General features: G+C 41.6%; 11 protein-coding genes. 9 read left to right on the top strand and 2 right to left on the bottom strand.

What is annotated here, in order from left to right; genetic code table 11:
- Nucleotides 1-192: 192 nt before the first annotated feature.
- Nucleotides 193-1,860, bottom strand: a complete 1,668-nt coding sequence (locus tag EEJ45_RS15990; RefSeq protein ID WP_124565791.1) for a DUF2339 domain-containing protein — start codon at nt 1,858-1,860, stop codon at nt 193-195.
- A 498-nt stretch (nt 1,861-2,358) separates the two neighbouring features.
- On the opposite strand from EEJ45_RS15990, the gene EEJ45_RS15995 reads away from it, so the two are divergent.
- From EEJ45_RS15995 to EEJ45_RS16030, 9 genes are all read left to right on the top strand, one after another.
- Entirely contained in the window at nt 2,359-3,114 is a 756-nt protein-coding gene (locus EEJ45_RS15995; protein ID WP_124565792.1) for a tryptophan-rich sensory protein, read from the top strand.
- 94 nt (nt 3,115-3,208) lie between these two features.
- Nucleotides 3,209-4,729, top strand: a complete 1,521-nt coding sequence (locus EEJ45_RS16000; protein WP_124565793.1) for a methyl-accepting chemotaxis protein — start codon at nt 3,209-3,211, stop codon at nt 4,727-4,729.
- 83 nt (nt 4,730-4,812) lie between these two features.
- On the top strand, nt 4,813-4,944 hold the full coding sequence (locus EEJ45_RS18895; protein ID WP_278018465.1) for an RAxF-45 family protein: 132 nt from the start codon (nt 4,813-4,815) through the stop codon (nt 4,942-4,944).
- A gap of 141 nt (nt 4,945-5,085) precedes the next feature.
- On the top strand, nt 5,086-6,945 hold the full coding sequence (abc-f, locus tag EEJ45_RS16005; protein WP_124565794.1) for a ribosomal protection-like ABC-F family protein: 1,860 nt from the start codon (nt 5,086-5,088) through the stop codon (nt 6,943-6,945).
- A 140-nt stretch (nt 6,946-7,085) separates the two neighbouring features.
- Nucleotides 7,086-8,240, top strand: coding sequence for a sensor histidine kinase (locus EEJ45_RS16010; RefSeq protein ID WP_164464313.1), 1,155 nt, complete (start codon nt 7,086-7,088; stop codon nt 8,238-8,240).
- On the top strand, nt 8,237-8,899 hold the full coding sequence (locus EEJ45_RS16015) for a response regulator (RefSeq protein ID WP_124565796.1): 663 nt from the start codon (nt 8,237-8,239) through the stop codon (nt 8,897-8,899). Before EEJ45_RS16010 ends, EEJ45_RS16015 begins: the two co-directional genes overlap by 4 nt.
- A gap of 137 nt (nt 8,900-9,036) precedes the next feature.
- Nucleotides 9,037-9,969, top strand: a complete 933-nt coding sequence (locus EEJ45_RS16020) for an ABC transporter ATP-binding protein (protein WP_124565797.1) — start codon at nt 9,037-9,039, stop codon at nt 9,967-9,969.
- A 12-nt stretch (nt 9,970-9,981) separates the two neighbouring features.
- Complete coding sequence (locus tag EEJ45_RS16025; RefSeq protein WP_124565798.1) at nt 9,982-11,184, top strand: ABC transporter permease; 1,203 nt, start codon at nt 9,982-9,984, stop codon at nt 11,182-11,184.
- 13 nt (nt 11,185-11,197) lie between these two features.
- Nucleotides 11,198-12,331: an ABC transporter permease gene (locus EEJ45_RS16030; protein WP_124565799.1), complete on the top strand. Its 1,134-nt coding sequence runs from the start codon at nt 11,198-11,200 to the stop codon at nt 12,329-12,331.
- Nucleotides 12,332-12,363: 32 nt separating this feature from the next.
- Here EEJ45_RS16030 and EEJ45_RS16035 read toward each other — a convergent pair whose 3' ends face one another.
- On the bottom strand, nt 12,364-12,558 hold the full coding sequence (locus EEJ45_RS16035; RefSeq protein WP_124565800.1) for a hypothetical protein: 195 nt from the start codon (nt 12,556-12,558) through the stop codon (nt 12,364-12,366).
- Between the last annotated feature and the right edge of the window lie 575 nt (nt 12,559-13,133).

Consider the following 13,133-nt stretch of genomic DNA (forward strand, 5'->3'; position numbering starts at 1 on the left):
TACAAGGCTGTGTTAGAGCCTAATGTTAATCATTTGCACTTGTTGATGAGATGAGGTTCCTGCGAGAAAAGCGAGTACCCTACAGGCGTATAGCGCTGAGGAGGCTCCCTGACCGCCCGCGGAAAGCGAACCACTATAACGGAAATCAACAACAAACTTTAACAGAGCCTTTTGCAAAGAAACTATACACAATTAGAGTTCTTTATTCTCAACCCTTGGCACTTCTTTTTGCTTTGTGTAAAACACACGAGATACAAAAATTCCGATCGTACCGACGATAATAAAGAGAACGGAACGAATGGCAAGCGATACGCTAAACAAATCTACAAAGAACAGTTTAATGATTGTAATTCCTATTACAATGAGACCGATGTAAGTTGCCATTTTTTCTGTTTTGGTATTTCCATAAAATACAAGAGCTAAGGCATATATCATCCAGAAGGAGGAGATGACAAGCTGGCGAATGCTAAAGTCTTGATCCTGCATCAAGGTGCTGCCAAACAATGTGATAAAAATAAAGGTACTAATCAGCAGGACAAGTGTACTTAGTCTAGATAGATCTCGCTTAGTTGTTGCCTTTAGCTTCATAACAAGAAAAGCAAAAGTGCCTAAGTATACAAACCAAGCTAGTGTTTGAACAGAAAGCACGGCAGTATATGATGTTAAGACTGTTGAAATAGCACCTAATGCATAAACAATACCAGATGCTATAAATTTGATGTGGCTCTTTACTTTCCATGACATATACAGTCCAAATGTTCCTTGGACAAGCCAAGCAAGCGGGTAATACGTGTTGTCGACCGTGTCAATGACGAGCAGTGTAAGGGAATAAAAAGACAAACAGAAAAATACAGTATGCAACAGTTCTATTTTGCCTTTTTGACGTTCCCATACATACGCACCAGCGTACAGTAGCGTAAGCATGGTTAAAAGTCCTTTTAATAGAAGGTTATTATCAGTAGATGCCACCCAGAGAACCGTGATAACGATACTACTTAGTAACACCTTGATTTGATCTTGCAGATAAGAATCTCGTTTCGTCATTAGTATATACAGTAGGCAAAGATGCTGGATAACAACAGCAAGTGCTGGCAGATTCAATTGCTGCAATGCGACCAACGAGTAAACTGTAAGGGTTATATGCAGCATGCCAAATGCCATGTAGTAAAGCCAACGATATGCATGTTTGGTTGCAAATGCAAGCAAGCTTACATAGAGAAGTAGCTCGTAGCCAACGAAGACATATGTATTAGGCTGCGTGCTGTTAATGAGAAACGGTACAATATATCCTCCAACTCCCACAAAAATCGCAAGCCATTCGGAACGATGTTTGTGGGATAACCAAATCCCCAAGGCAATCCAGCCAATATTGAGCAGAAATGCAAAAGCAGCCGGTAGATAACCATACAAATAATGCGCTGCAAAGGTTGTTAACACAAAGGTTGTTACTGTTGCGCCCAGCAAGACAAGACCGAGGGCAATTCTGCTTTGTTTGATTTGTTTTTTTCCAATGACATATAAGCCGATTGCAGTTAAGCAGCCGAGAAGCAAACGAAGCGGTGGTGTTAATATACCGGCATTTACGCCAGCTTTAAAACCCCAAGCAACGCCCAGTAGCATGATAAAAGCGAAAATACGCGGCATCCAAATTTGGCCAATTTCCTTCTCCCAATTGCGCTTCGGTTTTGGTGTTTCAGTTCGTATCGGTTTCACGGCTGCAGGCGGTTTGGGTTGTTCAGGCTGCGTGTGTATCGGTTTTATTCGCTCCGCTGCACGTTCTTGCTTTTGTAGTTCTTCTAATTCCGCTGATAAAAAGGAAATAGTCGTCTGCAAGGCTTTGATACGTTCAGAACGATTCATGTTCTCCACCCCTTTTTAAAAATGTGTATATTTACACTATATCAAACATTACGTGTAAAAGAGGGAAAAATATTACAATTATTGCATTGGATTTTCAAATATGTAGAGATAAAGGTGGGCTGAATGTTGCAATGGTGGGATTTCTTATAGAAAATATGTTACAAACCTTTATATTTCGATATAAAAGTCTCATGTTTCTGTAAACGTAAGGAAACTTTTACCTGTTATCATAGGAGTATATAAAACGGAACGGACGAGAAGCTAATGAATACAGATTTTATCTTCTTCGTCCCTACATAGGATAAACCTTTAGATAAGAGGAGGAGTAATATCATGAGATGGTTAGCATCTGTACTTGTAGTTATTATTCTGTTAGTGATTTTGTTCAGATTGATTTAAAAAAAGGTCATCCCTAGCGGGTGGCCTTTGTGCGTACATACGTCTTATTTTGCAGCACGGCTCGTATACTAAAGAGAAGTCCATTTTAAGGAGGCGCTTATGAGTAAAGCGAAGAAGTTGGCTGTGGTAAATGTAGTTGGATTTCTTCTCGTACTAATTGTTAATTATGTTTCGCAGCGTGGTGGTGAAAATACAAGCAAGATTTCAGATTCCATCGATATTTTGTTCAAGCCGGCAAATTACGCTTTTTCCATATGGGGGCTGATTTATTTACTGCTAGGTATTTGGGTGATTCGCCAGTTTTTTGCTACGGGAAACGAAGCGGCAATGTATGAAAGAATTGGCTATTGGTTCTTTATCAATTGTGTGTTAAACAGCTTATGGGTTATTTTATTCGCCTATAAAAAATTTAATCTGACCTTACTTTGTATGCTTGGCATATTAGCAACGTTAATTGTCATTTACCAAAAGATACAAACCTCGGATGTATCTCGGTTGTATAGGTTACCATTTTCTATTTACCTAGGCTGGATCTCGGTTGCGACCATTGTAAATGTGTTTATTGTTTTTTACACGAATGAAATAACGAGCTTTTTGGGACTAAATGAGCAAGCATGGGCGATTGTGATGGTAGTAATCGGTGGTCTACTTGGCATTTGGTTCACAACAAAACATAACGATATTGCATATTCACTCGTATTTATTTGGGCATATGTTGCTATTATGATGCGATATGAAGCAACGGATTATATATATCGCACAGCTCTCGTGATGGTTGTTTTACTTAGTGCAAATATTGTGTGGCAGTTTGTACGGCGGATGAAGAGCAAGCAAATGGATAAAGAAGGTATATGAACATACCTTCTTTTTTTATTAAAAAATAATTATACAAAAGTTATAAAAATATTATAAAATATATAAAAATTATTTTTTTAGAGAGGGATTTTGTATGGTTAACAAAAATAGAATTATGATGTATTTGGCGACTGTAGCAGTGTTTTTAGCTGTCATGGTACATATACTTCATCGCTCTTTTCACTTTTTGGGAGATTATATACGACTAGGAGGCGTTACCGAGTTTACCAGTGGTGCTGCGGTAGGGCAAAATGTGTTGTTAGGTGCGCCAATTATTTTTCTTATTTTGAGTTTTATCTTATACCGAAAGCATCATCAACATGTACCACTATTTCTTATGCTAACAATGACTTTTAGCAGTATTTCCACTATCGCAGGCGGATATGGACTCGTGGAATATCACTTTTCTATTTTCTTTGTACTAGCATGTTTGGCTTACTTTGATTCTATTAAGCTCATTGTAATTAGTACTGTTATCTTTGCCGTGCATCACTTGGGTGGCTACTTTCTTTTACCAGAGCTTATTTGCGGAACGAGCGAATATCGCTTTAGTCTACTATTAATACATGCTATTTATTTAATTTTGACGAGCGGTGCTATTGTTTTGTTCATTTATAGTAAGATGCGTAGCAATCACGTATTTACATCACAGAAGAAACAGCATGAGCAGGCAACGCAGGAAACGATTGCAAATTTGCAAGCTGTTGTAGCAAGCATGAATGATTATGTACAAACATTGCTAAATGGCATGTGCCAAACAAATCAAGCGGCTGAACAGATTGTCGCTTCTGTCGAAACGATGACCAAAGATATTGAAAAGCAAACAAGGCAAGCGAAGGGCAGTGCAGAAATGTTGCATCGGATGGCGGAAAGTATGAGTGAGATTATGGATGCGACAACAGCTGTTAGTGCGCAAATGCAGTATGCTACGACGAAAGCAGATGAAGGAAGAGATACAAATTTACAGGTAATTACGAGAATGAAAGAGCTGCAATATGTGGTAACAAGTATGACAGACAGTATTCAAAAGCTAGTTTCGTTTTCTGAGGAGATTGCTGCAGCTGTTTCGGTTATTTCCGATCTTTCTGAGCAGACGAATATGCTGGCATTAAATGCATCGATCGAAGCGGCAAGAGCTGGAGAGCATGGTAGAGGATTCGCTATTGTGGCCGATGAAGTTCGTAAGTTAGCGCAGCAAAGCCGCGCGGCAACAGATGGCATTCATGCGGTTATTACAAATGTGAAAGCAGAAACAACGCAAGCTGTAGCTGTTTCGCAGCAAGGGGAGCGAGATATGGAGCAGGCGCTTATGTTTGTAGCTTCAACAGAGACTTTGTTTGAAGCAATTTCCGACTCGGTTATGCAGGTAGAGAAGCAGGTTAAGCATATTTTAGAGCGGTCTGAGCAAACAAAAGAGGAGTCGGCAGGTGTGACAGAGGCGGTTTCAGGTACGATTCATACTATGGAGGAAGCACTCGTATTATCAGAAGACATTGAAGGATCGACAAAACAGCAACTGTTAGTAATGGAGAACATCACGCATGTCGTTGAGCAGCTTTCTGATGTCTCTTTGCAGCTTAGGAGACAAACAGAGAAATTGCAAGAGTTGGTGTAGGTATAAAACTGAAAACTCTTGCAACTTATAAGGGGAAAAGCATATAATAAAAGAAATTCGTACGAAAAGGAGGTGGGGAAGAGATGAATTACGTTTTGGCTGCACGCGCATCATTTTTAGATTTTATCTACATTTGCCGCGCAATTTTTCATGTTACAGCTGTTAACGGGACAGGTCTGTCCTTTTACAACTGTATAGCAGCTATAAAAAAGTAAGGATTCTCTTCACCTACTACTACGGAATCATAGAATGGTGAAAAGAAGAGCCGCTGTGCTCTTTTTTTCTATTCTTTAAAGGTCGCGGGGAGACATCTGTCTACTTGCGGCCTTTTTCCATATCAAAAGGAGTACGAAACCATGATTATTACACAAATTCATGATATTACGAAGTCGTTTGGCGGTAACATTATTTTTGAAAATTTGTCTGTGGAGATTCACGAAAAGGATCGGATTGGTCTCGTCGGCAGGAATGGAAGCGGTAAGACGACATTATTTCAATTGCTTGCTGGTGTGGAAGCGCCGGACAGCGGTATGATTCATATAAAAAAGGGACTGCGCGTTGGTTATCTTGCGCAAATTCCTGTATTCCCAGCCGGTACAACGGTACAGGAGGTTTTGGAAACAGCTTTTTCCGAGGTAAAGCAGCTAGAACGCAATATGAAGCGATTGGAAGAGCAAATGGGTAGCGAGACAGAGCAGCTCGAGAAGCTTTTGGAGGAATACGGGAAGGTGCAAGAGCGCTATCTATTTTTAGGTGGCTATGAAGTAGAGGCACAGCTTGCTAAAGTATGTAACGGATTGCAAATTACAAGCTTACTGCCGCAGGTGTTTGCAATGCTCAGCGGCGGTGAACAGACGAAGGTGTGTTTGGCGCTGATGCTGCTGCAAAATCCTGATTTACTGTTGTTAGATGAGCCGACAAATCATCTCGACATTGGTGCAGTCGAATGGCTAGAACAATTTTTGCAGGAGTACAGCGGTACAATTGCTATCATCTCGCATGATCGCTATTTTTTAGATGCGGTTGTTACAAAAATTATTGATTTGGAGGACGGAGAGCTTCATGTGTATCACACGAACTACTCCGGTTTTGTAAAGGAAAAGCAAGAGCGCTTATTGTTAGAGTTTCAGGCGTATGAAGAACAACAAAAAAAGATAAAGAAAATGAAGGAAGCAATTAAGCGTTTGAGGGAATGGGCCAATCAGGCAAACCCGCCGAACGAGGGTCTGCATCGCCGCGCACGTAATATGGAGCGCGCGCTGGAGCGAATGGAGAAACTGAAGCGGCCGATCTTAGAGCACAAAAAAATGGGGCTTGCGTTCCGGCAAGGAGAGCGAAGCGGGAAGGATGTTGTTCGGGTAGAGGGTGTGACGAAGTCGTTTGGCGATAAGACGTTATTTTACGACGCAACCTTACATCTGCAGTTTCAGGAGCGAGCCGCAATCGTTGGACAAAACGGCAGTGGCAAAACAACCTTAGTTAAAATGTTGCTTGGTGAGGAGACGATAGATGCAGGTAAAATCCAGCTTGGAGGCAGTGTAAAGGTGGGCTATCTGTCACAGCACTTACCTGGCAGTACGAATAACACAGTACTTGAAGCATTCCGCGAACAGGTTTCTGTGACGGAGGGAGAAGCGAGACACATTTTAGCGGGCTTCTTATTTTACGGATTTTCTGTATTTAAAAAGACGAATCAGCTTAGCGGCGGCGAACGGATGCGTTTGCGCCTTGCGCAGCTTATGCACCAAGATGTAAACTTTCTTATTTTAGATGAACCGACCAATCATCTTGATATTGAGTCGCGCGAAGTACTGGAGGAAGCTCTAGAGAACTATGAAGGAACGATTTTGGCTATCTCGCATGACCGCTACTTTTTAAATAAGCTGTTTGACAAAACGTACTGGATTCAAAATGGTGCACTACATGGCTTTGCAGGAAATTATGAATGGGCTAGGAAGAAGTTAGCCGAGCGAATGCCGGTGGAGGAGAAGATAGTAGTACCAAAGCGAGTCGTGAAGGTAAAGGAAGCTTCAACTGATGCAGAATGGAAGCAATTAGAGAGAGAGCTCGAACAGATGGAGGAGCAACTGTTTGTATTAGAAGAAAAGATGACGCAGGAAGTAGACTTGCATGAGCTACAGAAACTGCAGAAAGAGAAGGATGAACTAGAGGAGAAGCGTGCTATGGTATATGAGGAGTTGGAGCGGCTGTTGTGATGCGAGTTGCCAAATTAAGTGCAAAAGTCGCCAGATTCCATGAGGAGAGTGCCCACTCTCCTTTTTTTATAGAAATAAGCAGGGATATAATCGCACTAATAGAAGATAGTAGCGTTATATTTTATGAAAGAAGGGCTAATATGCTGAAATTCATAAGGCTTGTTATGCTGGTTTTTATCCCTATTGTGTATATGCAGCACGCTACACTTATATCACATAAGATATTCATTGTAATGGCAATGTTGGCGTTTGTTGTCACGCATACTATGATGATGAAGATAGGTCAAAGGGTGTTTTATGCCTGTATTATAGTGGACTTTATTCTAATTGGCGCTTTCGGCTTTGTATTTGCGCCTTCTACGCTGTATTTAATTTTATTTGGTGTAGAGGGTGTTACGTTGTTTCTTATGACAGGCAATAGAATGATACTTTCTGTATTTTCACTGCTGTTTTTTGCAATTTGGGGGAGTATTGTGGGTTATACGTATATGAGGTTCGAGGTAATAGAGATTATGGGGAACTTGCTTAATTTTACGTTGATCTTGTTTCAAGTGTTGGTGGGGGGGTTAATTCGTAAGCTAGAGCAAGCAAGGATGCAAGTAAACAGGCAGTATGATGAGCTACATGAGTCGCATGCGCAGTTATCTGTATATGCAAAAGAAGTTGAGTCATTAACCGTTATTCGAGAACGAAATAAAATTGCGCGTGATATTCATGATACGGTAGGTCATAACATGACAGCTCTGCTTGTACAATTGCAGCTCGCTGAGGAGTTAGTAAAGCAAGGGCGGCCAGAAGCGCATGAGACGTTACATATTTGTAGTCATTTAGCAAGGAGCTCTTTACAGGAAATTAGATTGTCCGTCCGTACGTTGAAAGAGGACGGAGAGAAGGACAACTTAATTGTTGGCATTCGTACGATTCTAGAAGATTTTGCAAAGTCAGCAGATGTTGAAGTTGCCTTTCAATTGCAAGGAGACCCCATGATCATTCCGATGTCATTGCATCCGACCATTGCGAGAACGATACAGGAATCTCTTACGAATGCGAAGCGTCACGGCGATGCGACGCTTTGTCACGTAGAGCTTACCTGTGAGGAAGACCGGATTTGTCTCGTTATTTCTGATAACGGGAAGGGTGCGCACGTGTTTAAACCAGGATTTGGGCTGATAAATATGAAAGGGCGAATTGAAGAGCACGGAGGTTCTGTACAATTTAAAAGTAAAGAGGGATTTCATGTACAAGTGGAGTTTCCTCTGTTACAAAAGAAATGGGTGATTGGAGGATCCTTATGATACGCGTGATGATTGTAGATGATCAGCCCCTTATTAGAGACGGGTTGGCGATGCTGTTAAATCTTCGACCTGAAATTGAAATTGTCGCAGTCGCTGAAGATGGTGCGGATGCTGTAGCAAAGGCTGTAGAATTACAGCCGGATATTGTGTTAATGGATATTCGTATGCCAGGTGTCAATGGTGTGGAAGGTACAAGTCGAATACAGCAGTGTGTACCTGCAGTGAAAGTGATTATGCTGACAACGTTTAAAGATAGTGAATTAATCTTTGAAGCTTTGGAGAAGGGCGCTAGCGGCTATCTATTAAAAGATATGCCGACTGATACGATTGTCCAAGCTATTTTAACGGCGCATGCAGGCGGACTGGTTTTGCCACCGGAAATGACAGGGCAGATTTTAGTTGAGTTACGAAAAACAAAAGTAATAGAGGCAGAGAAAAAGGATGTACCTTATACATTATTTGAGCTGACTGAAAGAGAGATAGAGGTACTTAAAGAGATTGGATATGGCTTAAATAATAGAGAAATTGCAGAGAAGCTGTATATTACGGAAGGAACCGTTAAAAATCATGTTTCTAGCCTGATACATAAGCTGGCGCTGCGAGATCGAACGCAGGCCGCCATCTTTGCGGTTCGACATGGTATTTCGGAGTATGTATGACTTTTGGCATAGTGAAAGTGAGAGAACAGCCGTTTTGGCTGTTTTTTTTATGCCGTTAATTCTATCGGAAGGTAGATGGGAAATACAGGAATGCAGAGTAAAATAAAAGTGAAATAAAAATAAGGGAGCGTGCTCACATGCTGGTCGTGCGAAATCTTACAAAGTCGTTTGCTCAAAAAGAAGTTGTAAAGGACATATCTTTTTCAATTGAAAAAGGAGAAGCGTTCGGTCTTCTTGGACCGAATGGTGCTGGTAAGTCTACCACCATCTCGATGATTTGTGGTCTTCTGCCTTATGATGGTGGAGATATTCGAATAGGCGATATTTCGGTGAAGGAAGCACCTATGCAGGTTAAACGTAAAATAGGAGTCGTACCGCAGGAGATTGCATTATATCCAACGATGAGTGCGCGGGATAATTTAGTATTTTGGGGTAAGATGTATGGTTTACATGGGAAAGAAGTGAAAAAGCGTGCAGATGAAGTGTTAGAGTACGTTGGTCTTTATGACCGTGCTAAGGATAAGGTAGAAACATTTTCTGGGGGGATGAAACGCCGTGTAAATATTGGCGCAGCTCTTATGCATACACCAGAGCTTCTCATTATGGATGAGCCGACTGTGGGCATTGATCCACAATCACGAAATCATATTTTAGAAACCGTAAAGGCATTGAATGAAGATGGTATGACAGTCATTTATACGAGCCATTACATGGAGGAAGTAGAGTACTTATGCAAGAGAATTGCCGTAGTCGATCATGGTAAGTTAATTGCGCTGGGCACTAAAAGTGAGTTATGCAACCGTTTAGCGAACGGTATTGTGATTGGAATGAAGGTGAATCAAATGCAAGAGACATTTGTGCAAGAATTAAAAGCGCTACATCTGGTAGAGAGAGTTGTTACAAACGTAGAAGAACAAAGCTTTGACATATTTGTTTCAAGCGAAACGGTGATTGGTGATGTTATCGCATGTACCACAAGACATGGCGTGCGAGTACTGGCACTAGAGGTAAGAGAACCAAACCTTGAAGCGCTGTTTCTACAATTAACAGGACGTTCATTACGAGATTAGGAGGGAAACGATATGAAAAGCTTGCTGGTTGCGTGGAAGGATTTTCGTATCCGAATCACAGACCGACGCGGTTTTTTGACAATGATACTTATGCCGCTGTTACTAACCGCGATTTTAGGGTCAGCACTTGAGAAATCGATGGGCGGTCAAGACGTCCCTAACACTACGTTAGCATATTATCAAATGGATGAAGACAGCTTAGCTAATGAGTTTCGTAATACTGTACTAAAAAATAAGGAGTTGCGTGATTCTATTCAGCTAAAGGAAGTGTTATCAAAAGAAGAACTACAACGCCTTATACAAGATGGTAAGGCGGATGTAGGTTTAGTACTTCCTAGTCGCTGGAGTGAAAAGATAGAAAAGGGAGATTTTACAGATACAATTTTGTTGGCAGACCCTGGGAAGGAGGTGCAAGCCACGATAATAGAGTCCATGGTACATTCATTTATGAAACGTGCATATATAATGTTTGTAGCAGCTGATGTGACTATACGTGACTTTGCCGGAGCTGAGCCTGTTATGACGGGTCAGGTCGATATGCAAGTTGCTTCGGCAGATATTATACGAAAGATAGAGGATATACAGGGGGTGACCGTGCAGGAAGAGGCGGTAGGTGAGAAGGTTGTTTCATCTATGCAATATTATGCCGCTGGTATGGGTGTGATGTTTATATTGTTTAATGCGACAATTGGCGCAAAAATGATTATGACAGAGCGAGCAACTGAAACACTAGCAAGATTATTGCGTACACCTACTACAATAAGCGATATCCTTCTTGGTAAGTTTCTCGGTACGCTGTTATTTTCAGGCACCCAGTTTTTCTTGTTTGTGGTGGTAACTCATTATGGATTTGGCGTAGCGTGGGGAGATAATATGGCGCAAATCATAGCGGTTGGATTGGCGTATATCGTTTGTGTGTCAGGTTTGTCAATGACGTTAGCAGCGTTCGTTCATAGTGAAAAAACTGCCGATATGATAAATGGGGTAGGAATCCAGCTATTTGCTTTACTTGGTGGTTCTATGCTTCCGATCTATGCATTCTCCGACACAATGAAGACAGTATCCAACATTGCTCCTAACAAATGGGCACTTACGGGTTTGTTAGAAGTAATGGGAGGAACATCTTGGATGAATATACTGTTACCTATTAGTGTGCTTGTGATAGTTGGTATGCTGTCATTCACACTAGGGATATGGCGCTTACGTGTAAGATAAGGAGGAAAGAAACATGGGAAAAGTATGGGCGATTTGCTTATTTGAATTACAGCGGTTATTAGGTAACCCTCGTAGCTATTTAGTCATGCTCTTAATGCCGTTAGCCTTCACGTTTGTGTTCGGAACGCTACTTAATGGGTCTTCTACGAATAAGACCCAGCTTTTATTCGTAGAAGAAGAATCATCTATGCTTTCAAAGACATATTATCAAGAGCTGAAGGGAAATTCCTTGTTTGATGTGTCTGTTGTATCTGCGAAGGAAGCAAAAAAGCAGCTTGCAGATAAGAAGGTGGCCGGAGTCATTGTAATTCCAAAGGAGTTTACCGAAAGTTTCAATGTGAGCCTGCAATATTCACCAGAGTTTACTTCCAGAGGGAGTGTGAAGCAAGAACTAGAGCAAGCCTTAACAAAGGTGAAAACAAAAGTGGAAGCATCCAAAGTGTGGAGTAGCTACAGCAAGGAGCCTTGGGAAGGAATGTATCAAAAGCTTTCAGAGACTATTCAGCCCACTCCGTTACGTAAGGAGTTTATCATGAAGACAGCCGAGAATGTGAGTATGAGTAATGTATCAGCTCGTTCTGCGGGATTTTCGATTATGTTCGTTATGATTATTATGATGACAGCAACAGGGGCGATTTTGGAGGCGCGTAAAAATGGTGTATGGTATAGGATGATGACCATGCCAGCTTCGAGGACGCAGGTACTGGGCGGCTATGTTTTATCATTCTTTCTTCTCGGTTGGATTCAGTTTGGTGCTTTAATGCTGTTTACAAATGTACTATTTGATGTACAGTGGGGTGACATGCTAGGAATTGTTCTACTAGTTTCGGCATTGCTTCTCGCTATTGTTGGTATGGCATTGCTTATAGCCGGTATCGTCAAAACATCGGAACAACAGTCTGCGATAGGAAATATGGTTGTCATTTCTTCTTGTATGATTGCAGGTGTATACTGGCCAATCGAAATCGAGCCTATGTTTATGCAACGAATGGCGGACTTTGTTCCGCAAACATGGGCGATGCGCGGGTTTACAGAGTTAATTGCAAGGGGAGGCGGTATTGCGGATATCGCCGTATACGTGGGGGTACTATTCATATTTGCAATTGTATTTTTTACAGTTGGTTTGAAGCGAATTCGCTATGAGTAAGGGGCGAGTCGCCAAATTAGTAAAAAAGGAGTCTACGCGCGCAGGCGTTCGACTCCTGATTCTTCTTGTTTCTCTGGTAGAAGCGAGATAAAAATGGAAATGAGCATCATACACATAACAATAACAATGAGAGTCAGCATGGGGAAGAATGGAAACAAAAGCAATGAACCTAGAATGAAAAGAGTGAGAAGAATATAGTTCACAACATATAAAAATAGACCTTCCATACAAACCTCCGCGCATCAATTTTTTTACTAGTGCCGTTTCACCTATATATATGCTTGTCTTCTAGTAAATAGACGTAAAAAAGAGATTGAGAGATTGCTCATTCATTATCAATGCTTTGCGCATAAGTAATTTTAAAATAAAGAGGAATGTAATGAGATTTTTTACTACATGCTAGCAGGTAGAAATCTAAAGCCTTATAAGAATACCTTGCGGACCACCAGAGAGAAGAAATGAGAGGTTAGGTGCCCCGCAAGAGAGGCTTGTGGACCACCAGAGAGAAGAAAAGAGGAGTTAGGTGTCCCGCAAGATAGCGTCCTGGACCACTTGTACGAAGAAAAGAGGAGTTAGGTGTCCCGCAAGATAGCGTCCTGGACCACTTGTGCGAAGAAAAGAGGAGTTAGGTGTCCCGCAAGAGAGCGTTGTGGACCACCTGTGTGAAGAAAAGAAAGGTTCGGTGCCCCGCAAGAGAGGCTTGTGGACCACCTGTGCGAAGAAAAGAAAGGTTAGGTGCCCCGCAAGAGAGCGTTGTGGACCACCAGAGAGAAGAAAAGAGGAGTTAGGTGTCCCGCAAGAG

Source organism: Ectobacillus antri, from assembly GCF_003852715.1.
GTDB lineage: Bacteria > Bacillota > Bacilli > Bacillales > Bacillaceae_G > Ectobacillus > Ectobacillus antri.